The sequence below is a fragment of the Rhodococcus sp. NPDC047139 genome, assembly GCF_040643435.1.
Classification (GTDB): Bacteria; Actinomycetota; Actinomycetes; order Mycobacteriales; family Mycobacteriaceae; genus Rhodococcus.
Genome location: NZ_JBEYUH010000002.1, coordinates 20571 through 45920 on the forward strand (window position 1 = coordinate 20571; position 25350 = coordinate 45920).

General features: G+C 66.5%; 25 protein-coding genes and 1 tRNA gene. 5 read left to right on the top strand and 21 right to left on the bottom strand.

Annotation, left to right across the window (positions count from 1 at the left end; genetic code table 11):
- The first annotated feature begins 28 nt into the window (after nucleotides 1-28).
- Complete coding sequence (locus ABZ789_RS02190) at nucleotides 29-2320, top strand: M28 family peptidase (RefSeq protein ID WP_358418299.1); 2292 nt, start codon at nucleotides 29-31, stop codon at nucleotides 2318-2320.
- Between the two features lie 5 nt (nucleotides 2321-2325).
- On the opposite strand, the gene ABZ789_RS02195 is transcribed toward ABZ789_RS02190, so the two are convergent.
- Both ABZ789_RS02195 and ABZ789_RS02200 read right to left on the bottom strand, forming a co-directional pair.
- Nucleotides 2326-3834, bottom strand: a complete 1509-nt coding sequence (locus ABZ789_RS02195; protein ID WP_358418301.1) for a glutamate-cysteine ligase family protein — start codon at nucleotides 3832-3834, stop codon at nucleotides 2326-2328.
- 66 nt (nucleotides 3835-3900) lie between these two features.
- Entirely contained in the window at nucleotides 3901-4722 is an 822-nt protein-coding gene (locus ABZ789_RS02200) for a M23 family metallopeptidase (protein WP_358418304.1), read from the bottom strand.
- A 234-nt stretch (nucleotides 4723-4956) separates the two neighbouring features.
- Between ABZ789_RS02200 and ABZ789_RS02205 the strand changes: the two genes are divergently transcribed.
- The 4 genes from ABZ789_RS02205 (at nucleotide 4957) to ABZ789_RS02220 (ending at nucleotide 7555) form a co-directional block, all read left to right on the top strand.
- Nucleotides 4957-5029, top strand: a tRNA-Arg gene (locus ABZ789_RS02205).
- Nucleotides 5030-5294: 265 nt separating this feature from the next.
- Nucleotides 5295-6110, top strand: coding sequence for a DUF5602 domain-containing protein (locus ABZ789_RS02210; protein ID WP_358418307.1), 816 nt, complete (start codon nucleotides 5295-5297; stop codon nucleotides 6108-6110).
- Nucleotides 6111-6234: 124 nt separating this feature from the next.
- Nucleotides 6235-7008: an amidohydrolase family protein gene (locus ABZ789_RS02215; RefSeq protein WP_358418310.1), complete on the top strand. Its 774-nt coding sequence runs from the start codon at nucleotides 6235-6237 to the stop codon at nucleotides 7006-7008.
- A 94-nt stretch (nucleotides 7009-7102) separates the two neighbouring features.
- Nucleotides 7103-7555 carry a hypothetical protein gene (locus ABZ789_RS02220; protein ID WP_358418313.1) on the top strand — a complete coding sequence of 151 codons (453 nt, stop codon included), beginning with the start codon at nucleotides 7103-7105 and terminating at the stop codon, nucleotides 7553-7555.
- 47 nt (nucleotides 7556-7602) lie between these two features.
- On the opposite strand, the gene ABZ789_RS02225 is transcribed toward ABZ789_RS02220, so the two are convergent.
- The 19 genes from ABZ789_RS02225 to ABZ789_RS02315 all read right to left on the bottom strand — a co-directional run bounded on the left by ABZ789_RS02225 (nucleotide 7603) and on the right by ABZ789_RS02315 (nucleotide 25325).
- Nucleotides 7603-7932 carry a YnfA family protein gene (locus tag ABZ789_RS02225; RefSeq protein WP_358418316.1) on the bottom strand — a complete coding sequence of 110 codons (330 nt, stop codon included), beginning with the start codon at nucleotides 7930-7932 and terminating at the stop codon, nucleotides 7603-7605.
- A gap of 11 nt (nucleotides 7933-7943) precedes the next feature.
- Nucleotides 7944-8957 carry a hypothetical protein gene (locus ABZ789_RS02230; protein ID WP_358418319.1) on the bottom strand — a complete coding sequence of 338 codons (1014 nt, stop codon included), beginning with the start codon at nucleotides 8955-8957 and terminating at the stop codon, nucleotides 7944-7946.
- Entirely contained in the window at nucleotides 8954-10147 is a 1194-nt protein-coding gene (locus ABZ789_RS02235; protein ID WP_358418322.1) for an ATP-binding protein, read from the bottom strand. The genes ABZ789_RS02230 and ABZ789_RS02235 overlap by 4 nt, the downstream gene beginning before the upstream one ends.
- 32 nt (nucleotides 10148-10179) lie before the next feature.
- Nucleotides 10180-10437 carry a LuxR C-terminal-related transcriptional regulator gene (locus ABZ789_RS02240; protein WP_358418325.1) on the bottom strand — a complete coding sequence of 86 codons (258 nt, stop codon included), beginning with the start codon at nucleotides 10435-10437 and terminating at the stop codon, nucleotides 10180-10182.
- A 146-nt stretch (nucleotides 10438-10583) separates the two neighbouring features.
- Nucleotides 10584-11603 (bottom strand): hypothetical protein, encoded by a 1020-nt coding sequence (locus ABZ789_RS02245; RefSeq protein ID WP_358418328.1) that lies wholly within the window; start codon nucleotides 11601-11603, stop codon nucleotides 10584-10586.
- Nucleotides 11600-12823 carry an ATP-binding protein gene (locus tag ABZ789_RS02250; protein WP_358418331.1) on the bottom strand — a complete coding sequence of 408 codons (1224 nt, stop codon included), beginning with the start codon at nucleotides 12821-12823 and terminating at the stop codon, nucleotides 11600-11602. Before ABZ789_RS02250 ends, ABZ789_RS02245 begins: the two co-directional genes overlap by 4 nt.
- Nucleotides 12807-13484, bottom strand: a complete 678-nt coding sequence (locus tag ABZ789_RS02255) for a response regulator transcription factor (RefSeq protein WP_358418333.1) — start codon at nucleotides 13482-13484, stop codon at nucleotides 12807-12809. The genes ABZ789_RS02250 and ABZ789_RS02255 overlap by 17 nt, the downstream gene beginning before the upstream one ends.
- Nucleotides 13485-13527: 43 nt before the next feature.
- Nucleotides 13528-15852 (bottom strand): ATP-dependent DNA ligase, encoded by a 2325-nt coding sequence (locus tag ABZ789_RS02260; RefSeq protein ID WP_358418335.1) that lies wholly within the window; start codon nucleotides 15850-15852, stop codon nucleotides 13528-13530.
- Nucleotides 15853-16280: 428 nt separating this feature from the next.
- A complete protein-coding gene (locus ABZ789_RS02265; protein ID WP_358418338.1) occupies nucleotides 16281-16415 on the bottom strand; it encodes a hypothetical protein in 135 nt (44 codons plus the stop codon).
- Between the two features lie 359 nt (nucleotides 16416-16774).
- Entirely contained in the window at nucleotides 16775-16975 is a 201-nt protein-coding gene (locus ABZ789_RS02270; protein WP_358418341.1) for a cold shock domain-containing protein, read from the bottom strand.
- A gap of 313 nt (nucleotides 16976-17288) precedes the next feature.
- Nucleotides 17289-17729 (bottom strand): hypothetical protein, encoded by a 441-nt coding sequence (locus ABZ789_RS02275; protein WP_358418344.1) that lies wholly within the window; start codon nucleotides 17727-17729, stop codon nucleotides 17289-17291.
- Between the two features lie 48 nt (nucleotides 17730-17777).
- Nucleotides 17778-17993: a hypothetical protein gene (locus tag ABZ789_RS02280; RefSeq protein ID WP_358418347.1), complete on the bottom strand. Its 216-nt coding sequence runs from the start codon at nucleotides 17991-17993 to the stop codon at nucleotides 17778-17780.
- A 483-nt stretch (nucleotides 17994-18476) separates the two neighbouring features.
- On the bottom strand, nucleotides 18477-18914 hold the full coding sequence (locus ABZ789_RS02285; RefSeq protein WP_358418350.1) for an SRPBCC family protein: 438 nt from the start codon (nucleotides 18912-18914) through the stop codon (nucleotides 18477-18479).
- Between the two features lie 93 nt (nucleotides 18915-19007).
- Entirely contained in the window at nucleotides 19008-20642 is a 1635-nt protein-coding gene (locus ABZ789_RS02290; protein WP_358418353.1) for a cation acetate symporter, read from the bottom strand.
- Nucleotides 20639-21001, bottom strand: a complete 363-nt coding sequence (locus ABZ789_RS02295; protein WP_358418356.1) for a DUF485 domain-containing protein — start codon at nucleotides 20999-21001, stop codon at nucleotides 20639-20641. The genes ABZ789_RS02290 and ABZ789_RS02295 overlap by 4 nt, the downstream gene beginning before the upstream one ends.
- Before the next feature lie 124 nt (nucleotides 21002-21125).
- Nucleotides 21126-22922 (bottom strand): cation acetate symporter, encoded by a 1797-nt coding sequence (locus ABZ789_RS02300; RefSeq protein ID WP_358418359.1) that lies wholly within the window; start codon nucleotides 22920-22922, stop codon nucleotides 21126-21128.
- A gap of 6 nt (nucleotides 22923-22928) precedes the next feature.
- On the bottom strand, nucleotides 22929-23303 hold the full coding sequence (locus ABZ789_RS02305; protein ID WP_358418362.1) for a hypothetical protein: 375 nt from the start codon (nucleotides 23301-23303) through the stop codon (nucleotides 22929-22931).
- A complete protein-coding gene (locus tag ABZ789_RS02310; RefSeq protein ID WP_358418365.1) occupies nucleotides 23300-24079 on the bottom strand; it encodes a LytTR family DNA-binding domain-containing protein in 780 nt (259 codons plus the stop codon). The genes ABZ789_RS02305 and ABZ789_RS02310 overlap by 4 nt, the downstream gene beginning before the upstream one ends.
- 31 nt (nucleotides 24080-24110) lie before the next feature.
- A complete protein-coding gene (locus ABZ789_RS02315; protein ID WP_358418368.1) occupies nucleotides 24111-25325 on the bottom strand; it encodes a histidine kinase in 1215 nt (404 codons plus the stop codon).
- Between the last annotated feature and the right edge of the window lie 25 nt (nucleotides 25326-25350).

Sequence of the window (25350 nt, forward strand, 5' to 3'; positions counted from 1 at the left end):
CCGCGCATTTCGCAGTTAGTCTGCACCCATGGACTCCGCCGAGGTCGTTCGCCACCCGGCCACGTCCAGGCGAGGCCACCTCCTCGCACTGCTCGGGGTCCTTCTCGTCGCGGGCATCATCACGCTCTTCCCCGCGACCGGAAGATCACTCGGCACCGATGCACCCCCCGACGTATTCAGTGCCGCCCGCGCCGCCGAAACCATCGATGCGATCGCTGGAGCACCGCGGCCGCCGGGCTCACCCGCCCACACCGCTGCTCGCGACCATCTGGTGTCCACCCTCGAGAGTCTCGGGTGGACCACCCGTGTCGAATCCGGCGTCGGGTGGATGGCGCGGCCCACCGAGGCGACCCAACGTGGTGCCCGGGTCCGGAACATCGTGGCGACGAGGAGCGGCACCGACCCCACCGGCACCGTCATGCTCGTCGCGCACTACGACACGGTTCGCGGCTCACCCGGTGCAGGCGACGACGGAATCGGTGTAGGCACCGTCCTCGAGGTCGCACGTGCCCTCGACGGCGGACCTCCCCCACGGAACGACGTCGTCGTGCTTCTCACCGACGGTGAGGAGAACGGACTGCTCGGCGCCCACCGGTTCGCCGGCACGCAGCCGGTGCGGACGGATCCCGTCGTGGTCCTCAATCACGAGGCCCGTGGAAACTCGGGCGCTCCGAACACCTTCCGCATCACTTCGCCCAACGGTGTCCTCGTCGACACACTCGCGCGAGCACCCGGCGTGAACGCGGACTCCCTGACCGAACTGATTTTCGAGGCCCTGCCGAACGACACCGACTTCCGTCGCTTCGCCGAGAACGGATTCCACGCCTTCGACACCGCGATCTCGGCCGGATCGGCGTACTACCACAGCCCTCTCGACACACCCGACCGTCTCAGCCGCACGTCGCTGCAGCACATGGGCGAGACATCTCTGGCGATCGCCCGCGCACTGGCCACAGCCGATCTGGCGGACGTCGACGAGGGTGGGGATCAGGTGATGACCACCGCGCCATGGGGCCTGCTGCACATGCCCCGATGGGCCGAAACGGTAGGAGCGCTCGTGCTCGGCGGCGTCGCGGCCGCGATCGTCGTGCTGCGGGTACGCCGTCGTGAAACCTCGCTCTGGCAGGTCGGCGCCGCGGGGGCCGTAACCCTGCTGGCGAGCGCACTGGCCGCAGGCGCAGCATGGTTGCCGTGGTGGAGCGCGCAGGCGATCGACCCAGGAATGGCCTCGCCGGTCGCCGACGAGCCGTACCGCCCGGAGGTCTTCGAGTTCGCTGCGATCGTCGCGGCGATCGGCGTACTCGTCGTAGCGCGATCGTGGTGGGGTCGGGTCCGTCCGCCGGGTGCCCTCACGTGCGGAGCGTTCGTGCTCGTTGCGGTCCTTGCCGTGGCCGGTATCCCCTTCCCCGGCGTACCGCTGACCATGATCGTGCTCGTGTTGCCATCGGCGGTGGGTCTGCTGGTGGCACTGCTGCTTCCACGCCGCGCCGGGGTGTTGCCGCTCGTCGCGATCACGATGGGTGCTCTCGGCTCGCTGATCTTCGGATTACCTGCGGTGGTGGTGTCGTTCGATGCCGGCCTGCTCTACGGTGCGCCGGTCGCCGGCCTCTTCGTCGCGATCACCTGCACGGCCCTGCTTCCGCTGTGCGAACCGTTTCCGGCGACGACCCGCGCGGTAGCGATATCTGCGACGGGCACGGTCGTGATGGTCGTTGTGTGCACGCTGGTGGCCGGCTATCTCAACCGGGACGGAGCGACCGATCCTCGGCAGGAATATCTCTGGTACTCACTCGACGCCGACCGAGGCACCGCGGTGTGGGCGTCGCCGGACGCACCCCGGTCGGATTGGAGCCAGGCCCTCCTGACCACCGGACCCGAACCGCTCCGCCCCGCATTTCCGTGGCGGGAGCACACTCCGATGCATTACGGCTCTGCTCCGGTCGCCGAACTCGAAGCTCCGGAGGTCGAGATCCTCGAGGACACGACCGGTGGAAGCGCCCGGAAGATACGGCTACGGCTGACTTCCCCCCGGAACGCACAGGCCGTGGGGTTGTGGGTCGACGCTACGAGCGCTCACGTGCACGGCGCAACGGTGGACGGTTATCGCGCCGAACCCTCCGACGATTTCGGTTTCCTGTTCTGGGCTCCCGGGCCCGACGGAATCGAGGTCGAGTTGACGCTGAGCATGCTCCGAAACCGTCTCGGCCTCCGTGTCGCCGATCTCGGTGACGATCTCGGAGTCGTCCCCGGCTTCGCACCGCCCGCCGATCGCGTCGTGGTGCAACCGACGGTGGCGGTGACGCGGAGCCTGCAACTGTAGGGACGTCACTCCCACTCGTGGACCGGACGACCGTCGGACATGTTCTGCACGTAGTCCTTCATCATCCCGAGCAGCGCGGTGCGCCGATCGTCTCCGGCCGCCTCGCGCCGGGCCACCTGTCGCCGCTGCCACGCCGCGCCGGTCTGCCGAGTCAGTGCTCGTCCTTCGACGACGCCGAGATAGCGATCGCGGACCTCGGACGACAGCCCGTACGCGTCGAGGCCCTTGTGCGCGAGCGGCAACAGACACCGCAACACGAGTTCGTCGGCGCCGACCCATCCGGTCCGGGGCCAGTACAGCTTCGCGTCGAGCCCGAACTTCGCGCCGAGTACGAGATTCCGCTCGGCGGCGTCGAAGCTCAGATCGCGCCAGAGAGGTTCGTCGGCGTCGGCCAGGGCTCGCAGCGCCCCGTAGTAGAACGCGGCGTTGGCCATCGTGTCGAGGACAGTGGGACCCGCCGGGAGCACACGGTTCTCGACGCGCAGATGTGGATGGCCGTCGTTGATGTCGTAGACCGGCCGGTTCCATCGGTAGATGGTGCCGTTGTGCATCTGCAGTTCGCGCAGTTCTGGGACGCGGCCGGCGTCGAGTTCGGCCATCGGGTCGACGTCCGAGACCTCCGGGAGCAGAGCGGTGAAATAGCGGGCGTTCTCCTCGAACAAATCGAGGACCGAATCTATCCACCGCTCGCCGAACCACACGCGGGGACGGACGCCCTGGTTTCTCAACTCGAGCGGACGTGTGTCGGTGGCCTGCGCGAACAACGGGATCCGGCTCTCGTGCCAGAGCGCCTTCCCGGCAAGGAAGGGCGAATTGGCGGCGAGAGCGACCTGCGCTCCGGCGAGGCACTGTGCAGCGTTCCAGTGAGTCGCGAAATCCTCGGGAGCGACCCGCAGATGCAACTGCAACGACGTACAGGCAGCCTCGGGAACCACCGAGTTCATATCTGCGCGAAGGCTTTCCACGACGTCGCTACCGGGAAGCGGCACCCCGTCGAGATCGAGCTCGATGTCCTCGCCACGTGCCGCGAAGATCTGCTCGTTGAGTGCTTCGTAGCGGGGATTGGCGGTGATCCGGCCGAGTTCGAGATCGTCGAGCTCGAGAGTGGGGAGCATGCCGATCATCACCAGCTGCGCGTCGTGCCGGTGCATCCGGTCCTCGGCGCGTCGCAGCGACGAGCGCAGCGATTCCTCGAGATCGAAGGGTTCGTCGCCGGTAAGGGGACGGGGCTCGACGTTCATCTCGACATTGAACTGACCGAGTTCGGTCTGGAAGACAGCGTGATCATCGATCGCTTGGAGTACTTCCAGATTCGACATCGCCGGAGACATATCGTCGCGGACGAGGTTGAACTCGATCTCCATGCCGAGATGTGGTTCGGGCGACGAATGCACGTCGACGAAGACATCGTCCCGGAGCATCCGCTCGAGCGTCTTCATACAGTCGCGAACCTTGCTCCGGAACACTCGCCGGTCTTCCCCGGTGAACGAACGAGCGGAAATCTCGGCTCCCAATGACACTCCCGGATCGGCGCGCTGTTGACGAGCCAAGCCTAGCGCGCACGTCCGCGCGAGGGCGGATCAGACGGCGCGGTATCCGCCCCAGTCGGTGACGACGCCACGGTCGCTCAGCCAAGCGTTCGGGTTGATCTTGGTGCCATCGGTGTCCCACACCTCGAAGTGCAGGTGCGGCCCCGTGGACCAACCCTGGTTACCGACAGTGGCGATCTGCTGGCCCGCGGACACCCGCTGGCCCTCGGAGACGATGTAGGTGTCGACGTGGCCGTAGACCGCAGTGGTGCCGTCGTCGTTGAGAACGCGAACCCACTGACCGTAGCCCGACGCCTGGCCCGCCTCGAGGACGGTGCCGTCGGCGGCGGACTTGATGGGCGTACCGATCGGTGCCGCGATGTCGATGCCGCCGTGGTGCGCACCCCAGCGAGGACCCCAGTCGGAAGTGAGCGTGCCGGAGACAGGCTGAACCGCAGAGGGTGCAGCGGGGTTGAGCTGGTCGAGCCAGCTGGGACCCGCGAAGTGATCGAGGAATCCGGTGACCTCTGCCGGAAGCTCGGGTGCACCCTGCTCCATCGGCGCGGTGAGCCCCGGGATGACCGGGATCTCGACACCCTCGGGCAGCAGGCCCGCAGGAAGTTCGAAGGGCAGGTTGCCGGTGGGCGCTTCGGCCTGGACGTGATCGTGGCCCGGATGCGCGGCAGCGGTGCCGGCGCCGATCTGCGAGCCGACAGCGAAGAAGGCTCCCGTGGCGGCAGCAACAGTGGCGGCCTTCACCGGAGCGGAGGTTCCCGTCGGCTCGACACGGTGGCGACCCTTGCCGGAGGACGGCACACGAGTTGTTTCGAGGTCGAATGCTGCGTCTTCTCGCGTGCGCTGATGGCGTCCCACAGTCTGTCCCTTGTTTCGTCCCGACTTCGACCGGGTATCCCCGGCCGCTCCTGGCGACCCAAGGTAACAAAACGGTATAGAGAACCGCCAGTGTTACCTTTCCTTTATCTCAACGGGCGGGAAGTTGCAGGTCCGGTTCGCCGATGTGACGCCCTTCGGAGCGGGTGCTTGGTTGCAGAAGGCGCCCGGCGGCTACACTCACAACGCGTCACGGTCGGCTCCGTCCGGCCGCACGCCTCCGTAGCTCAGGGGATAGAGCACCGCTCTCCTAAAGCGGGTGTCGCAGGTTCGAATCCTGCCGGGGGCACTGTGGCACTGCCGACCTCCGGCCGGGGTGCGCCTACAGGGTTCGAACAAGATTCACGAAGGCGCACCGAGCAACGAGCCGCGACGAAGCCGTCGCGGCGGAGGGAGGACGGGGTCGGGTTCCGTACGGATCCCGAGCCACCTCGACAGCCCTCCGAGCCCCCCCGTCGTGCGGGGTCACGAATCGATCTACTCCGTCCTTCGCCGTCGGCATGGCAATTAGCATCCGAAAACGATGCCTCTCGACGACGGAATCGAGGATCCTCATGGATATTCGACTGCGCGTTCGACAGCTTGCCGTGGTCGTCTCCGCGGGGGTCCTCGGATCGTTCGTCACCCCTGCGGCCGCGGTCGGCGAAGGCATCCCCGTCTCGGTCGAAGGACCGGCGCATCCGGTCGGCGCGGGTAGCGCCCGCTCCTACGTCACCCTGGAGCCCGACGGCACGCCGGCCACCGTCGGGGTACGACTCGACGCGGCCGCACTCGACGGCCTGCCGGGTGCACTGCTGCCGACCACGGAGGCGTACGTCCTCGACCTGCCCGAGCAGGCGAACGCCACCGTCTTCGATCACCTCACGATCGACTGGAACTCGCACGGCCACAATCCCGAGCACGGTTTCGACGCGCCGCATTTCGACGTCCATTTCTATCTACTGGACAGGGCCACCCTGGAGTCCATCCAGCCCTTCGCTCCCGGATACATCCCGGCCGCCGTCCGCGTGCCGGACCCCCGCTATCTGCCCGAGGGATACGCACCCACCGGGGATCCACTGACCTCGACCGTCGCCGGCATGGGTCTGCACTGGCTGGACACCGCCGAAGCAAGTGACCGCTCGACGACGGAGCATCACTTCACCGAGTCCGTGCTCTACGGCACCTGGGACGGTCGGCAGGCGTTCGTCGAACCGATGATGAGCCGCGATTGGCTCGAATCCCGGCCCACGCTCCACGAGCAGCTCCCCCAACCCGAGGCGTATCAGCGCACCGGTCTCTGGCCGACCACCTACTCCGTGTGGTGGGACGAGGCGTCGCAGACGTACACGGTCGAACTCGGTGGGCTCACGATGCGCGAGGCGTCGTAGGTCGGCCGGTCCGACGGGGAGACACGGATCGGATTTCCGTCCGGGTCCGGCCGCCCCGAACGTTTGTCCGAATACGTCGTCGTGCCGCGCTGTGGAAGTGCGTCGCGCTTCCTAGGGTGGGGAGATGTTCGACGCCCACCTGCACATCATCGATCCGCGTTTCCCCCTCGTCGAGAACGACGGCTATCTTCCCGACCCGTTCACGGTCGACGACTACCTCGCTCGGGTCCGGCGTCTGGGTGTCACCGGAGGAGCGGTGGTCTCGGGATCGTTCCAGGCGTTCGACCAGACTTGTCTTCTCGACGCGCTCGATCGGCTCGGTTCCACTTTCGTCGGTGTCGCGCAACTTCCGGTCACCGCCACGGACGACGAGATCGTCCGGCTCGACGCGGCGGGAGTGCGGGCCGTGCGCGTCAACGTCCGCCGCGGAGGATCGGCGACGCTCGCCGAACTCGACCGCCTCGCCCGCAGGGTCCACGATCTCGTCGGCTGGCACGCCGAGTTGTACATCGATTCGCGCGATCTGGCCGATGTGTACACGACGATCGCAGCACTGCCCGCGATATCCGTCGACCATCTGGGGCTGTCCGGAGAGGGACTGCCATCGCTGTTACGGCTGGTGGAGAATGGCATCCACGTGAAGGCAACAGGGTTCGGGCGCGTCGACCTCCCTGTGGCGGACACCCTTCGCACTGTCGCCGATGTGAATCCGGGTGCGCTCGTGTTCGGCACCGACCTGCCGTCGACGCGGGCGCCACGACCGTTCCGGGACAGCGACATCGCCCTGATCGAGGACGCGCTCGGCGGCGATCTCGCCGACGCGGTACTGCGCCGCAATGCTTCCGAGTTGTATCGGATCGAGACCGAAACCGCCCCTGTGTCTTCGACTGCTCGATAGACTCACGCACGTCACCGGTGCGCGGGGCGCGCCGCGGTTTCTCCTTGCTGCGGTCGGCACCCGGACGTGACTTCCCTTTCCGAGGAGCAGCACCATGCCTGCACTGCGAATCCCCCGTCGAGTTCTCGCCCTCGCGACCCCCGTCGCTGCAGCGATTCTGTTCACCGGTGTGGCGGCCGCTGCACCTCCACAGCCGATGGGCACTGCGATCACCATCGGTTGTATCAATCAAGGCAGCCTTGCGTCGATGACGGCGGTCACGGCCCAGCCCGGACCTGATACTGCTATCCCCGCCGGCAACGTGCTGTTCTCGACACGAGAGGCCATGTGGCCGATCCCGGCAGCCGGTCAGGTCAGCGTCGCATGGCTCAACCGCAGCAACGGCCGAGCCGGCGTGGTCGATCTGGGCGGCGCCTATCCGAACCTGTCGGCGCTGGTCGACACCGGCCCCGGCGATGTCGTGGCGACAGTGTTCGGATCGGTGAACCTCGGGAGCGGACCGCTGTGCAATTCGACGCCCGCGGTCGGTGGTGTCCTGGTGCCGTGAGATCGGAACTGGCATCCGGCGTGGTCGTCCCCACGTCGGATGCCTTTTCACCGAGGTGAATACATGATGATGGCGACGCCGACGAGGCACACGAGCGCGCCTGCGACGTCCCATCGGTCCGGCCGGAATCCGTCCATCACCATGGCCCAAGCCAGAGAACCTGCCACGAACACGCCACCGTACGCGGCGAGGATGCGTCCGAAATTCGCATCAGGCTGCAGCGTGGCCACGAAACCGTAAGCGCCGAGAGCGATCACACCCAGTCCCATCCATATCCAGCCGCGGTGTTCGCGCACGCCCTGCCATACGAGCCAGGCGCCACCGATCTCGAACAGGGCGGCAACAGCGAAGAGCAGCAGGGACTTCAGGATGGTCACAGCGCGCAACTCTAGTCGTCCGATGCCGCTCGCAACTCGATGCGACGCACGGTGTCCCCGCGGACGAGGATCGTCACGAGGGCTCTGCGTCCGGGGGGAAGGACTCGCACGGTGACCGAACCGCACGCCACGGAATCGAGTTCGTCGGCGACCGCACGGCGGATACGTGCCTGCTCCTCCTGCGGCACAGCGTCGAGACCGTGATCGTCGAGCATCATCACGTCCACACCTCGGCGACGCGCGGCTTCCGCCGCGACGACGATCTGCGGGTCCTGCAGCGCCGGTGCTCGGAGCCTGTCCCGCAATCGCGCTTCGAGCAGCACACCGGCCTGTCGTTCTGCAGGGTCGAGCGTTGCCCCGGTCGCGATGCGTTCGAGTAGTGGCCGGGCGAGGGCGTCGAGTCGGTCGAGTTGCGCATCACGTTCTTCGAGCGCCGCGGCCGACGCGGCCTGATCTGCGCTGCGCTGCAACGACATCGCGCGCAATGTGTAGATGGACCTCGCCAGTGGGCGCAAGGTGGATGCGAAGAAGGTCGACATGAGAACCGGCGCTGCGTTGACCACGGACAACGACAGGCCGGTGGCAGCTCCCTGCCCGGTGACAGACGTCCAGACGATTGCGGTCGCGATCATGCACACCAACCCGATCCAGGCGGCGAGCACGCGGCCCCGCACACACATGAACGTGAAGATCACGGTCGACATCCCCAGCGGCCATGTCGCGATTCCTCCGGGCGACGGCACCGGCAGCACCGAGAAGACGAGTACCGACGAGACGACACCGGTGGCGGCGAGCAGGATCGTCGCCGCCATCGGCAAGGGATCGCCAGGAACGGTGACGAGAGTGAACGCAGCGAACGTGCACACCAGGACGGCCAGCGCGGGCGGCCAACTCGAGGACACGTCCTCGGCACCGAATCCCGCCAGGAGCACACAGACCAGCGCGTAGAAACCTACGAGCACGCGTGCCGCAGTGGTGCGCATTCCCAGCAGGTCGCGCACGTCGCGCGTCGACTCGTCGTTCACGACATCCGAAGATCGGCAGAAGCCGCGGCGATCGGTTCGACCCAGACCAGAGTCACCGTCGTGCCCCCGGGGCCCGATTCGATCTGCGAGTCACCTCCGTCCAGGCCACGCATGCGGCCCAGGATGCTCGCCCGGATGCCCATCCGGTAGGGGTCTACGACGCCGGGGTCGAATCCTCGCCCGTCGTCACGTACGGTGACCCGCACGGCGCCCGGCTCGAGGTCGACGTGGACCGCGCGGCGGACGCCGGTCCCCGCATGCCGAACGCTGTTGCGTACGGCTTCGGCGAGAGCAGCCGCGACCTCCCGAATCACCTCGGGTGGATAGTCCTGCTCCGCAGGCGCATTCACCTCCGCTGTGAACTCGACATCCTCGTCCGACTCGGACGCCGCCGATCTGAGCTGAGCTGCGACGCGATCGACGTCGAATCTGCCGCCGGCATCGTCACCGCGCCGCAGCGAGTCGAAGATCTCCAGTGCACGTCGGGCCTGGGCCGCACTCACGCCGCCGGACGCGCCACGTCCCGACGCGAGCAGGGTGGACATCACCTGATCGTGCACGAGCGCGTCGAACCGCTCACGCTCGACCGCTCTGGCTCGTGTGGCGGCGGCCGCGGCGACGGAACGCTCGGTAGTCGCCACGGTCGAATCGAGTAGCTCCCCCGTGCGGAACGCAACGAGCGCGGCTGCCGCGAAGACCCCGCAGAACATGAGCGCGAACGCGAGTTCCGGGATCAAGCGGTACCCCGTCGTGGTGTGGACGAGTAGATAGTTGGTGCCCTGCACCACGCAGACCACCGCTACGAGGTAAGCGATCGCGGTGCGTGGTCGCCACGCCGCTGCAGCAGCCAGTCCTGCGACTCCCGGGCAGAGCGACTGCCAAGCAGTGCTCGACGAAGCCTCACCGGTCCAGGCCGGCAACCACAGGATCGACACGACGAGGAATGCCACGGCGTTGGCGGCCGCGAGCCGGCCGACCCACCGAACATCTCGGAGGAAGGTCACCACGCCCAATGCGATCCCCGTGCCGAAGATCCCGAGCATCGCCGTCGGCAACCACCACCAAGCCGTGAGGTGAGCCTGCGACACAGCACTGGGCACGACGAACAGCAGGTAGAACACGTAACCCGCGCTGATGAACCGTCCGAAGACCCGCTGGATCCGGTCGGCCGCACTCGTGGAGTCCGCCACGGATCCGTCCGGGCCGGTGGGAGGCCGGCGAGTCACAGCTCGTCGATGGAGACCACACCGTCCTGCAGGGCGCGGGCGAGCAGTGCCGTCTTCGTGGTCGCCGTGCGTCCCACCCGGGCGTATTTCTCGCGGATACGGACGATGTGGGTGCTGACCGTGGCCGCGGTGACGAAGAGGCGTGCGGCCGCCTCCGATTTGGACTCGCAGAGCAGCCATGCCCGCAGGATTTCGATCTCGCGAGCCGAGAGTGCGGGTTTGGGTGCCGAGGAATGTTCGAGCATCATGGTCATAGCGCGTCCCTACCGAGATGAATACTGGGATCGAACCGGGTCCCCGACGAACACCGTTCCGAGCGTGAACAACGTAGCGATTACGCCCGACAGCCGAACAGACCGATCTTTCTCTGCCCAACAGAATACGGGCATAGTTACTTTTGCTAATTGATTCGGTGGCCGTCGTGCCCGAATCCGATGCGGCCCACGTCATCGCCCTTCAGCAGTATCGTCACCATCGCCGAGCGGCCGGGCGGAAGCACCCGCACGGTCACCGAACCGGTAGACGCGGAATCGAGCGCATCCACCACTTCGCGGTACACGGCACGCCGGACTTCCGGTGGGGCGGAGTCCATGGCGTGGTCGTCGAGCATGACCACCTCGACCCCGCGCCGGCGTGCCGCAGCGGCAGCATTCCGGATCTCGGGCACCTGCAGCACCGGGGCTCGCAGACCATCGCGCAGCCGCGCCTCGAGCAGCCCGCACTCGATCCGTTCGTTCTCGTCGAGTGGTTCCCCCGAGGCGATCCGCGTGAGCAGCGGACGAGCCGAGACATCGAGGCCGCCGAGCCGGGCATCACGTTCCTCGAGTGCCGCCGCCGCCGCCGATTCTGCGGCGATCCGTCGCATCGACTGGGCCCTGAGCAAGTAGATGGACCGTGCCAGCGGACGGATCGTGTAGCCGAAGACTGTGCCCATGAGGACCGGCCCCGCACTCGTGATGGTCAGCCCCAGTCCGTAACCGGCACCCGGACCCGTGAGGTGCCCCCACAGCGCGGCGACGGCGAACATGAGAATCATTCCGCCCCAAGCAAACGCCGTTCGCCCGCGTACGCACATGAACACGAGGACCGCCGTGGACATCCCGAACGGCCAGAGTTCGATCGGGTGCGGTGCCGGCTCTGCGGGCACCACCCACAGCACGGCCGCCGAGGCCACCGCTCCCGAAACCGTCATCGCCACCGTGGGTCGCAGAGGCAACGGATCGCCTTCGACTGCCACCAGTGCACACGCAGCGGCCACGCACACGACCACGGCGACACCGAGCGGCCAGCGGACCTCGGCATAGGGAGCGGTATTCAGCGCAAGGACCACGCACGTCACCGCATACAGGAAGGCGAAGGCCCGCGCAGGAGGGCTGTGCATCCGCAGCAGATCGGAGACGGTGGCGTTCGCAGTATTCATGCGAGGGAATCCCGCCACGACAGCAGCACCCGGGTGCCCGCACCGGGCGCGGACTCCACCATCGCGTGGCCTCCGGCCAGCCGGCGCATGCGTCCCCGGATACTCACCTCGAGGCCGAGGCGATGCGGATCGACGGCGTCCGGTTCGAAGCCCCTGCCGTCGTCCACCAGCTGAACCGAGATCCACCGCGGCGCGACGTCCACCTCGACCTTTCGTGTCGCGTCGTCACCCGCGTGCCGCAGACTGTTGCGTACGGCCTCGGCCAGGGCAGCGGCGATTGCCCGGGCCGGCTCGGTCGGGAACGAGGCGCCGTCGCATTCCGAGGCGACACGGCCGACGAACACGATGTCCTCGTCGGCCTCGGTCGCCGCCGACCGCACTCGCGCCATGACCGCGTCGGCGTCGAGTGCCGATTCTCGGCCGGGACCGCCTCTCAACTCGTCGAGTTCCGCAACCGCGCGCCGGGCTTGTTCCGCGAGGGAAGCCCCAGCGGAATTCCGCGAAGCCGCCAGCAGGGTGGACATCACCCTGTCGTGGACGAGCGCGTCGAACCGTTCGCGCTCGGCGTTCCGTGCCTCCGCCGCTGCCGCTGCCGCAGCTGCGGCTTGCGTCGCCGCAATGGTCTCGTCGAGGGTACGGCTGGTCCCCAGCCCCACCACTGCGGCAGCAAGGAACACCGCGCAGAACACGAGCGCGAACGCCAGGTCGGACACCAGGAAGGAACCGAAAGGTGCGTCACGGACGAGATGGTTCGCGCACTGCGCGAGCAGGACTGCGACGATCATGTGGACGAACGCTCGCCGCGGTCGCCACGCGACTGCCGCAGCGAGCGACGCCACCCCTGGGAACGCCGTGAACCACAGCGACTCGTCCTGCGGGATCTTCGTCCCGTTCCATGCCACGAACCACAACGCGACCAGCACGATGTAGGCGAGGGCGTTGACGGCGGCTGCCCGCTTCATCCACAGCGTGCCGCGGAACGAGACGAGAGCGAGCGCCATCCCGGACCCGAAGATCGCGACGATCGCGGCAGGAGTCCACCACGATGCAGTGAGCACCGGCGCTTCGATGATCCGCGGAATCAGCAGCGTGAAGTAGCAGAGATAACCGATCGCGACGAATCGCACGAACATCCTGGTGAGACGGTCCGCGGCCGCAGTGTTGCGATCGGGTGGGCGCTCCCCGGTCGTTTCGACCGGCTCGTCAACGACGGCGGACATCCGACCGTTCAGGCATCGGCAACCAGCCATCCTCGACTGCACGCTTGTAGAGGTCCGTCTTCGTAGGTGCGGGACGGCCTGCCTCCGCGTACTTCTGGCGAATCCGCTGCAGATAGTCGTTGACCGTCTGCGGAGCGAGGCCGGTCAGCCGGGCGACCCGATCGAGTTTCTCCCCCGATGCGTACAGTTCGAGCACTTCGAGTTGCCGGGGGCTGAGCCCCACATCGTCGAGTTCGGGATCGCCGTCGATCGCAGCAGCCCACTCGGTGCTGGCAACCTGCCCTCCGGCTGCGGCCACGCGAATCGCGTCGATCACCACGGACGCGGGCTCGGACTTCCGGACCACACCGAGTACACCGGCGCGGGCCGCGGATCGCAGCAGGTACGGATTCTCGGCGCCGGTGAACACCAGGGTTTCGACTCCCGCCGATCGCAACTGCTCGACGTTGCTTTTCGGCGAAGATCCGTCGGACAACCGCAGATCGAGAACGGCGAGGTCCAGTTCGGTGGTCTGCGCGAGGAGACCACCCACAGTGGTACTCGTACAAACGAGTTCGAGATCGGGCTGGTGATCGAGCATCGACGCGAATCCGAGCGCGACCGACTCGTGATCCTCGATGAGTCCGATCCGGCGGACGACACTGCGCGAGTCCTCGGCCATTCCTGCCTCCCCTGATGCCCGATCACCCGACTTCGCACGAACGTTAGCAGTCAGCGCTGGTTTCCTCTTCTCTCATCACGGACGAAGCCTCCACATCGTCCCGCAGACCGCGCCAGCTCGCGTGCCGCACACGGTCCCCGTCCGTCCATCCGCCGAACCGGACCTCCCCCACCAGTTCGGGCCGCAGCCACACCGCATCTCGGCGTTCCGTGGCCGGCACCTCGTTTGCGAAGGGGTTCGCACGGCTCGTGTGCCCCTTCATAGCGTGGGCCACCGACAAGAGCGTCTCGTCGTCGAAACCTGTCCCGACCTTACCGACGTACACGAATTCACCGTTGTCGTCGTAGACACCCAGGAGAAGTGACCCGAAGGTCGAGGAGCGATTGCCGCGTCCTCTGCGGTATCCCCCGAGCACGACGGTCTGCGTGAGCCAGTTCTTCGACTTGATCCATCCCGATCCGCGTTTGCCCGGCAGGTACACCGAGTCCCGCCGCTTCGCGACGACACCCTCCCAGTTGTTCGTGCGGCTGCGATCGAGAGCCTCTTGTCCGTCACCCTCAAGCAGGTCCGGCACGAGCAGTCCCTTCGTCGCTGCGGAGAGTGCCTCGAGGACACGGCGGCGGTCGTCGTAGGTTTTGCGCAGCAGTGACACCCCGTCGAGATAGAGCACGTCGAAGACGCGGTACTCGTAGTTCACGCCCCGTTGCAGCATCGAGAAACTCGTCACTCCCGAGCGGTCCACCGCGACGATCTCCCCGTCGAGCACTGCCCGGTGACCGTCGAGGACCGTCGCGAGTTCGGCGAGCTTCGGGTAGTCGCCCGTCACATCACGTCCTGATCTGCTGCGGAGCCGCACGGTTCCGTCCTCGATCTCGGCGATCGCACGATATCCGTCCCACTTGCCTTCGAAGACCCAGTGCTCGGCGTCGAGGGCGGAGACCTCACCCGGCGTCGCGAGCATGGGCGCGAGGTCTCGTGGGAAGTCCTTCGCCCGCGCCGATCCGCCCTCCACCGGCGATTCCGGGAGCGGCGCCGATTGGTCCTTCATGCGATGTGCGAGCCACTGATCCTTCTCGGTGCGGATCAGCGCGTACCGTCCCTCGACCCGCTCACCGTGGAAATGCACGATCACCTCGTCGTCCCGCCACTTCTCGGTGTCGTAGGTGCCGGTGTCCCAGACGGTCATACTCCCGGCACCGTATTCGCCCTTCGGGATGGTCCCGTGGAAGGTCAGATACTCGATGGGATGATCTTCGGTGCGTACCGCCAGGTTGTTGCGCCCGGAGGTCTCCGGCAGATTTTTCGGTACGGCCCACGACGCGAGGACACCGTCGCGTTCGAGTCGCAGGTCGTAGTGCAGGCGACGCGCATGGTGTTCCTGGATGACGAACCTGTTGCCGGGGCCGTCTTGCGAGACGCGGTCCGGTACGGGTTCCGGCGTGCGGGCGGCGTCGCGCTTGCCACGGTACGAGTCCAGTGCGTCGCCGGCGGAGGAGGTTCGGCCGCCGAGCGGCGGGTCGAGACCGAGGAGCAGGTCTCCGAATTCGTCGACTCGGGCGAGAACCTCACGGAACTGCAGCTGCGCGAGGTCGGGATCGTCGAGTTCGTCCCACCTGCGCGGTGCCGCCACCCACGGCGCGTCCCGACCGCGCAACGAATACGGTGCGACGGTCGTCTTCGAACCGTTGTTCTGACTCCAGTCGACGAAGACCTTGCCCTCACGCACCGACTTGGCCATCGTCGCGGTGACCAGGTCGGGGTGCGTGGTCTCGAGGTTCCGCGCGACCTGTTTGGCGACCTTCGACGCCCCGGACGAAGACAGCATCCGGTCGAGCGGAACGTACAGGTGGATTCCCTTGCTCCCGCTGGTGACCGGATACGCCGTCCATCCGAGTTCCGCGACGGTGTCGCGCACGTAGCGGGCAACCTCCGCGCATTCGACCAGGCCCACGCCGGGTCCGGGGTCGAGGTCGAACACGATGCGCGTCGCGGGTCCTCCTCGGTCGCCGTCGAAGCGCCATTGCGGCACGTGCAGTTCGAGGGCTGCTTGCTGTCCGAGCCATACCAGGCCTGCAACCGAATCGAACAGCGGATAGGTCACCCGCCGGTCCTTGTGGTGCAGGGTCCGGCGGTCGAGCCAGGCCGGTGCGTGCTCCGCGAGGTTCTTCTCGAAGAAGGACTGCTCATCGACCCCGTTCGGCCAGCGTTTACGAGTCGCGGCCCGCCCGGCAATGTGGGGAAGCATCGCCTCGGCGACCGCTTCGTAGTAGTCGACGATCTCGGCCTTCGTGGTTCCGGTACTCGGGTACAGCACCTTGTCGAGATTGGTCAGGGTGATGCGATGACCGTCGACGGTTCGGGTCGGCATACTTCGGATTGTGCCAAGCGAGACCCGTACGCGCTGCCCATGCCGAGGCCCCGTCGCCGAGCAGGGGGATGCGGGCGGCGGGGTCCGGCATCGCCTGGGAGGAACAACGGCTTCGGGTTCGTCCCGGCGGGCGGTGATCGTCCATGCAGGGGGGGTGACTGACGATCACCGATCCACCCAGCCTACGCCTTCATTTCACGAGTGGATGAACAACTTCCTTACACGGTGGATACAGGTGGGACAGGAGACATTCTCGGCCCCCCTGCGCCGAAATGCCTCCTGTCCCACCTACCCCACGATCCTCACGCCGCGCACCTGCGCGCTACTTCACCGAAACATCCTCGACTTCGCGAATAAAACACTTCCGCAAGGCATTTCGGAATTTCACTCTCCGCGACCACGGACAGCCCGGGTCGCAGTATCCGCGGTCAGATGACCGCACCCTCGAAGATGACGCTGTAGAGGCCGATCAGGACGAACGCCGCGACATAGAGCGGCCCCCGAATCGGATCTCCGGCATTCGCACCCTCTTGAAGCCAATTTAAGATTTCGACAGATCCCATGCGCCGAGCCCCCTACCTAGTGCAGACAGTATCCAACCGATGTTTCGCGGTTGCGGGAGTTGGCGTTACAGGGCGAGGCGGTGAGCGCCGACGGTGCGGTCGGCAGACTTCGGATCGCGCCGAGCGAGACCGTACGCGCTGCCCATGCCGAGACCCCGTCGCCGAGCAGGGGGATGTGGGCGGCGGGGCCCGGCATCGCCGAAGAGGAACGGCTTCGCGTTCGTCCCGGCGGGCGGTGATCGTCCATGCAGGGGGGTGACGGGCGGTCACCGATCACCCAGCCTACCCCCTCGCCCACTGTCGGTAACGCGCTTTCACCAGACCTGCCGACGGTGGAAGTCACCCGATCTTCATCGGTTTCAGGCGACGTGCACGCAGACCGCCTGGTGCCCGAAGATCCCGTAACCGACATCGAAGCGGACGTGCTGTCCCCCGGCCAGCGAGCGATAGCCGCTTCCGACGATCTCCGAATAGTGCACCAGGATCTCCCTGCCGTCGTCGCCGCGGATGAACCCGCGCCCCCTGGCATCGTCGAACCACAGCACAACACCGTGTCTCATATCCGTTCCCCTGCCGACGTTCCATGTCCGTCTCAGAGGAGCAGCAAACGCGGAAACGCATCCCCCCTGCGCTCCCGAGTGCCCTCTGCAACTGCTATTCAATCGCGATTGCAAGGGAATCGGAAGCGTCCACGCAGAATCGGCGATATTCGTCCTATTTCCTTGTGCACCAATGTAGTTCAATTGAATGACAGACATCGTAGCACTGAAGGAGTATGCGCGGAGCCAAGGCTCGTGTCGACACGACAACACCATGAAAGGACGTCGACGGCGCGGACGGTCGATCCGCCCGCGCCGTCGAAGTCCGGCAGGTTCAGACCATCTTGGGATTCCAGGCCGAGACCGCCCAGATCACCACCACGTCGAGCGCGATGATCAAGATCGCCCACCACGGGTAATAGGGCAGCCACAGGAAGTTCGCCACGATCGACAGTGCCGCGAGGACGACCGCAGTCACCCGTGCCCATGTCGCGCCCGTGACCAGAGCGATACCCACGATGATCATCACGACACCGAGGGCGATGTGGATCCATCCCCACGTCGTGAAGTCGAACTTGAACGTGTACTCCACGCCTCGAACGAAGACCTCGTCCTCGGCCACCGCTGCAATCCCTTGAAACAGTTGGACCAGGCCCACTGTGGCAAGGACGATTCCGGCGGCGATGGAGGTGCCGGCGGCAATACCCTGCTTAACGCTTCCACTACCCGTTCTCGGATCGGGATGATCCCGGCGTGGACGGACATCCTCGGACATGACGGTCTCCTCACAAGAGCTACTTTCCGCCCGGACGGCGGCGTTCGTTCACGTGGACTGGGGTCGGCGAGCCTTCACCGTCGACCAGGAATCCGGTTCGACCTTCCCGACATCGACTTCGTGGCCGTAAAGCTGACGCGCCAGCAGGCGGGCGCGCTCCTGCACCTGCGCCGGGGAGAGCTCATCCGCCAGTATCAACGACAGGTACGCCACACGATCCGTCGGTGTGTCGATCCGGTATCCCGTGCACCTCCAATCACTCATGCGACTCGCCCCGTCGAGCCCGTTACCATGGCGGAACGATCATGTCGGCGTGAGCGGCATGCCGCCGGTCTCTGTGATATCCGCGAAGACATACGGCAGAAGCACGATCGGAGATGCCGCGAAAGCGAATACGACGCTCGCGTACCGGATGTGGCCCCAGAAACGAATCTATGACGAGATCCTCTCGACGCGACCGACCCACGGGCAATCTCGTCGCATCTGTCGAATGGGCAATTCCACCCGACCGGAGCGTAGCTCCGTTCAACTGATCGACGAGGCCATCCTATAACGCTCATTGGTCGTATACCGGCGGAAATGTGTCATCCGACGACCGAGCTCGCAGGGTGAAAACGAAGCTCGCAGGCCTAGTGGTCGACCAGCAGCACTGCAAGGTTCACCCTAGGCCTGCGAGCTTTCGGAGGAAAACAGAACAGAGGTGACATCGATGTCCGAATCCGGAAGCGGTGTCGCGGGATCGAGCCCTCAGTTACCCCCATAGCGCCGAGCGAAGGTGTCGAGCGACGACTGCAGGTCGCCGTGCAGGGCGCGCGCCACACCCGACCCGATAGGTCCGAACAACGGCGCACCCCCGAGTTCGATCTTCATCGTCAAGGTCGATCCGTCACCTCGCCGTGCGACGGCGAGACGCATCGAGAACTTGGTGCCGCTCTTGCCGCTTCCCTTCAGTACCACGTGATGCGGCGCGTCCAGTTCGACGATGGTCCACCTGACCCGGTTGCGCATGCCCTTGACGGACACCACCGACTCCAGGGTGGTCCCTTCCGAGAGGTCGTCCGGAAGGTCGCTGCGCCAACCGTCGTGAATGCTCAGCCATTCGTCGAACGCCCCCAGGCGGGACGCGTGCTCCCACGCAGCGTGCGGGTCGAGTGGAAGATCGGTGGACACTTCGAGTTTCGCCATGGTTCGCACAGTAGACGCTCGGCCCGGCGCCGAAGACGGGCGACACGACGGCGGCCCGCTCCTCGAGGGAACGGGCCGCCGTGGCAGCGAAGATCAGTGGGAGACGGCCTTCTCCACACCGACCCCGGTGAGGGAACGGACCTCCATCTCCGCCTGCTTGAACCGGTCCTCCTGCTTGCGGCGGCCGACGAAGGTACCGACGACACCGAGAACGAACGCGAGCGGAATCGACACGATGCCCGGGTTCGACAGCGGGAACCAGGAGAAGTCCACGTCGGGGAACATCGCCGACGGCGCACCGGACACGGCCGGGGAGAACACGATGAGCACCAGGCAGCTGATCAGGCCGCCGTAGATGCTGAACAGCGCACCCGTGGTGTTGAACTTGCGCCAGAACAGCGAGTACAGCAGCGTGGGCAGGTTCGCCGACGCGGCGACCGCGAAGGCCAGGGCCACCAGGAAGGCGATGTTCTGTCCCATGGCGAGGATGCCGAGGACGATCGACACCAGGCCGATCACGACGACCGTTATCCGAGAGACTCGCACCTGCTCGTCCTCGGTGGCGTTGCCGTGCTTGATGACGCTGGCATAGATGTCGTGAGCGAACGACGCCGAGGCGGTGATGGCCAGGCCGGCGACGACCGCGAGGATCGTGGCGAACGCGACGGCCGCGATGATCGCAAGGAAGATCGTGCCGCCGAGTTCGAAGGCGAGCAGCGGGGCTGCTGCGTTCTCCTTGCCGGGAGCGGCGAGGATCGCGTCGGGACCGACCATCTTCGCGGCGCCGTATCCGAGCACCAGGGTGAACAGGTAGAAGGCGCCGATGAGCGCGATGGCCCAGGTGACGGAACGACGTGCTTCCTTCGCGGTGGGCACGGTGTAGAAGCGCATGAGCACGTGCGGAAGCCCGGCGGTACCCAGGACCAGGGCGATACCGAGAGAGATGAAATCGATCTGCGACATGTTGCTGATGCCGTACTTGGCCCCGGGAGCGAGCACGTCACGCTGTGCGACTGCCTCGTTCGCCGAACCGGACACCATCGCCTGTGCGTCGGCGAGCAACTGGGAGAAGTTGCCGCGCACCGCGACCAGAACGAGCACGAACATCAGGCCCGCACCTGCGATGAGCAGCACGGCCTTGACCATCTGCACGTAGGTCGTGCCCTTCATGCCGCCGATGAGCACGTACGCGATCATCAGAACACCGACGATCGCGACGACGACGGACTGGCCGACTTTGCCTTCGATGTCGAGCAGCAGTGCCACCAGACCGCCGGCGCCGGCCATCTGTGCGAGCAGGTAGAACAGCGACACCGCAAGGGTCGACAACGCTGCCGCCATGCGCACCGGCCGTTCCTTGAGCCGGAAACTCAGCACGTCCGCCATCGTGAAACGGCCCGTGTTGCGCAGCAGTTCGGCGACGAGCAGCAGGGCGACAAGCCATGCGACGAGGAAGCCGATCGAGTACAGGAAGCCGTCGTAACCGTAGACGGCGATCGCTCCCGCGATACCGAGGAACGACGCGGCCGACAGATAATCGCCGGCGATCGCGAAACCGTTCTGCGGGCCCGAGAACTGACCGCCGCCGGTGTAGAAGTCGGAGGCCTTCTTGGTCGTACGGCTTGCCTTGATGACCAGGCCCATCGTGACGACGACGAACGCGATGAAGATGCCGATGTTGAGGAGGGGGTTGCCGACGTCGGTCGCACCCTGTGCGAGAACGGTCACTGCTGCGGTCCTTCCAGTTCTTCACGGATCGCGGCGGAACGCGGGTCCAGCTCACGGCCGGCGAACTTCACGTAGACGGCGGTGATCACGAAGGTCGTCACGAACTGGCCGAGCCCCATGAGCAAGCCGATGTTGATGTTTCCGATGACCTTCGTCGCCATGAACTCGTCCGCATAGGTGGCCAGCAGGACGTACAGGGCGTACCAGGCCAGGAAGAACGCCGTCACCGGGAAGACGAAGCGGCGCAAGCGGCTGCGCAGCTCCTGGAACTCGGGACTCTCCTGCATCGCGACGAACTCCTGCGGCGTCGGAGTTCGCCGCTGGGGTACTCCGCTCTCGCTGAGTGGTGCTGTGGTCACTGCCGACTCCTTGGTAGTCGAGTGAGGTGAGGGTGATCACAACGCTAGTGAGACGGCTGTCACACGAACAGGGTCCGGAATGAGCGGAACGACGAGGGGTGTGCTCGTGCGACGAACGGTAGCGTCACCGCGACGAACGGCGCCGGGCCGACGAACCCCGCCCGCGGTCGCCGAACGCTCCGAGTTCGCGGTCGCGGCCCATGCCGAGCCGTTCGGGTACGTGCATGCGGGAGAAGGCCCGACCCACGTCGACCGGAATCCGCCGGTGCGTCACGAGACTCACGACGATCATCGTGACGAACGCCAGAGGCACGCTCAGCGCTGCGGGATATGCGGACAGTACGGTAGGCCATCCCCCCGCCAGCGACGGGTCGATCGGCACGAGCGCGGTCGCCAGTGCAGCACCGCCCGCGACGCAACCACCGACGACCATCCCCGCCGCGGCACCGATCGCGGTGAGACCGCGCCACCAGATCCCCAGGACCAGTAGCGGGCACAGCGTCGATGCGGCGATCGCGAAGACCTGCCCCACCGAACGCGACAGGTCGAGGGAGGTCACCGACAGCGCCAGCACGAGGGGCACCACGCCCGCGAGCACCGCGGCAATCCGGAAGTCACGCACCCGCCCTCGCAGGACGTCCGTGGACAATACGCCCGCGACGGTGACCAGCAATCCGGAGGAGGTCGACAGGAAGGCGGCGATCGCCCCCGCCGCCACGAGCGCCGCGAGCAGTTGTCCGCCCCAGCCCGACAGCACCGACCCCGGCAGCAGCAGAACCGCGGCGTCGGACCGCCCCGTGATGAGCAACTGCGGAACGTACAGGCGCGCGAACACTCCCAGCAGCGTGGGAAACAGATAGAACAGCCCCAGCAGCCCGATCACGGCGAAGGAGGTCATGCGCGCTGCGCGTCCGTCCGGGTTCGTATAGAACCGCACGAGCACGTGCGGCAATCCCATCGTTCCGAGGAAGGTCGCGAGCATCAGCGAGTAGACCTGGAACAGCGGATGCTGACTGCTCGCTCCCAAACCGGCACCGGGCGACGCCCAGCTCTCGTTGTCGGTCGGCGCACCGGCCACCACCGGCACCGGAGATCCGGCCTCGAGGACGAGTTCGGTGCCGGCTCCGAGAACGTGCTCGCCCGGTTCGAGTTCGAAATCGCCTGCGACCGGGCGACCGTCGACCTCTCCGGTCACCACCACCGGCAGCGGCTCCGCGACCTGCACGACGACGTCGATCGTCACGTCGACGGTCGTGGTCTCGGTGACGGTGGGCGGCACGGGTTCGTCGACGCCGCGGTCGTCGCCGACGAAATGCAGCGTGAGGACGAGAGCAGGCAACACGACGGCGGTGAGTTTGAGCCAGTACTGGAATGCCTGCACGAACGTGATCGAGCGCATCCCCCCACCCACGACATTGGCTACGACGATCACGCCGACCACCGCCACGCCCACCCAGTCGGGTACTCCGAGAAGGATGTTGAGGGTGAGTCCCGCCCCTTGGAACTGCGGCACCAGGTAGAGGATGCAGATGATGGCAACGACCATCATCGACAGGCTTCGCAACCACCGCTCGCCCAGCCGGAACTCTGCGAAGTCGGGAACGGTGTAGGCACCCGAGCGTCGTAGCGGCGCGGCGACGAACAGCAACAGCCCCAGGTAGCCCGCCGTGAAACCGACGGGATACCACATCGCGTCGGCACCGAACTTGGCGACGAGTCCTGCCACACCGAGAAAGGATGCGGCGGAGAGATACTCACCGGAAATAGCCGCGGCGTTCCAGCGTGGTCCCACACTGCGCGACGCGACGAGGAAATCCGAGGTGGTGCGTGCCATTCGCACGCCGTAGACGCCGATCGCGACGGTGGCGACCGCCGCGGTGACGAGACCGACGACTGTGGCGACGGGAATCGATCCGCTCATGGGTCGTCAATCGTCGGTGAGGTCGGTGAAGTCCTGCTCGTTGCGTTCTGCGAGCCTCAGATACACCCACGCGATACCGAGCAGCACCGGGTAGACGACCACGCCCAGCAACACCCACGGCAGCCGGATACCGAGGACCGTGACGTCCGCGACTGCGGGAAGGACATGGAACAGAACAGGAACCGCACCCAGCACGCACATGGTGAACAGCGCGACCCGCAGAGCAAGACCGAGTTGCGCCCGGACCAACCCGCGGACCATCGCGTCACCCACCTCGGTCTGCTGCTGCACCTCGACCCGGGTACGGACCATGCGCGCGCCGCGCCGCTCGGCGAGCACGACCCGCTGCCGCTGCCGGGACGGGCCTTCGGGCGCACTCATCGCGACGTCCACGACTGCATCGGCCCACGGATGAGCCGGTCCTTGAGTTCTCGGGTGTGGCGGCGAGAGACGGGCAGTTCGACGGGCGCCGCGTTGTCGCCGCGCAGGCACACGACGAGACCGGAGCCGACGCTGCGGATACCGGTCACGAGCGGTAACGCCACCAGATAGGACCGGTGTACACGGAGGAAGCCCGCATCGGCCCAGCGGCTCTCGAGCGTCGAGATCGGGATACGGACCAGGTGCGAGCCGGTCGCGGTGTGCAGTCGCGCGTAGTCTCCCTCGGCTTCGACCCAGTGCACCGACGAGCGCGGCACGAGGGTGGTGACCCCACCGAGCTCGACCGGAATCACGTCGTCGCTCGTGCCGGCCTCGGCCGACGCCGGAACGCCGGGACGGCGGCGCTCGGCGATCCGTCGGACCGCTTCGGCCAGTCGTTCCTCACGGAGCGGCTTGAGGATGTAGTCGACGGCGCCGAGATCGAAGGCCGAGATCGCACGATCGTCGTGGGCGGTCACGAATACCACTGCCGGGGGGACGGCGAAGTTGCGAAGAATGCCCGCGAGTTCCAGTCCGTCGAGTCCGGGCATGTTGATGTCGAGGAAGACCGCGTCGACGCCACCGTCGCGCAGCAGCCGCAGTGCGGTCGTCGCGTCTCCCGCGGTGTGCACGACGGCGATCTCCTCCCGCGCACGCAGGAGGTAGGCCAGCTCGTCGAGGGCGGGCGGTTCGTCGTCGACCGCCAGCACGGTCAGCTTGTCTGTGATCTCGTTCACGGCGAGTCCATGTTGCCATGCCGGGTGTTCCTCACGGCCGGATACCCGCCCGGAACTTCGGGACGCGCATGCTCACCCGCGTACCTGCACCTGGCGCCGTCTCCACGACGAGGCCGTAATCGTTACCGAAAGCCGCACGCAACCGGTCGTCCACATTGGCGAGTCCCACGTGCGCGGACTCCCTGACGCCGCTGCCGTGCTCGCTCTCGGCGATCGCGTCGAGCGAGCCCGATCTCAGCAGTTCCGGGTCCATGCCGATGCCGTCGTCCTCGACGCTGATGACGCAGTCGGTGCCCTCGTCCGCGGCGGTGATGGTGATCGTCCCCGTCCTCGTGGCCGTGCCGGCGATACCGTGCCGCACGGCATTCTCGACGAGCGGTTGCAACGCCAGGAAGGGCAGCGTCACGTTGAGCACTTCGGGTGCGATCTGCAGACGCACTTCGAGTGCGTTGCCGAACCTGGCACGTTCGAGGGTCAGATACCGGTCGATGTTGCGCAGTTCGTCGGCGAGAAGGGTGTACTCGCCTGCCGCGCGGAACGAATAGCGGGTGAAGTCGGCGAAGTCCAGCAGCAGTTCGCGGGCCCGGTCGGGGTCGGTACGGACGAACGATGCCACGGTGTTGAGAGCGTTGTAGATGAAGTGCGGACTGATCTGGGCTCGAAGCGCACGGACCTCGGCGCGATCGAGCCGGGCGCGCGAGGCGTCGAGTTCGGCCAGTTCGATCTGACTGCACGCGTACCGGGCCACCTCGGTGATCGCGCCCAGCAGCGCCGGTCCCGGTTCGACACTCGTCACGACTCCGAGCACCCCCGCGACGCCCACGTCCTCCACGACGAGCGGTTGGGCGATCAACGCGCGGGCCGCGAGGTCGCCGTGCTCCCGGCGAAGGTCGTGATGCCCCACGAGCACCCGGCGCTTGCCGGCCGCGGCGCGGGTCGCAGCGGCGACCATCTCGTCCGTCAGTTCCTCGAACGGGCCGTCCCATGCGAGCAGCGCGCCGCCCTCGTCCATGAGTGCCACGGCACGTGCTTCGGCCAACAGCATCCGCAGATGCGGGGCGGCCTCCTTCGCCGACGCCGCGTCGAGTCCTGCCCGTAGTGGTCGCGCCGCCAGGGATGCCGTGTGCAGGGTCGCGTGGACGGCGCGTTCGGCAGGTGTGGTGACCACGCGCCGGGTCCACAACACCACCGAGACCACGACCAGCACCAGGAGGAGTACTACCACGGCGAGTTCGATCGCGATCATGCGCTCACGGTACGTCGGATCGGCG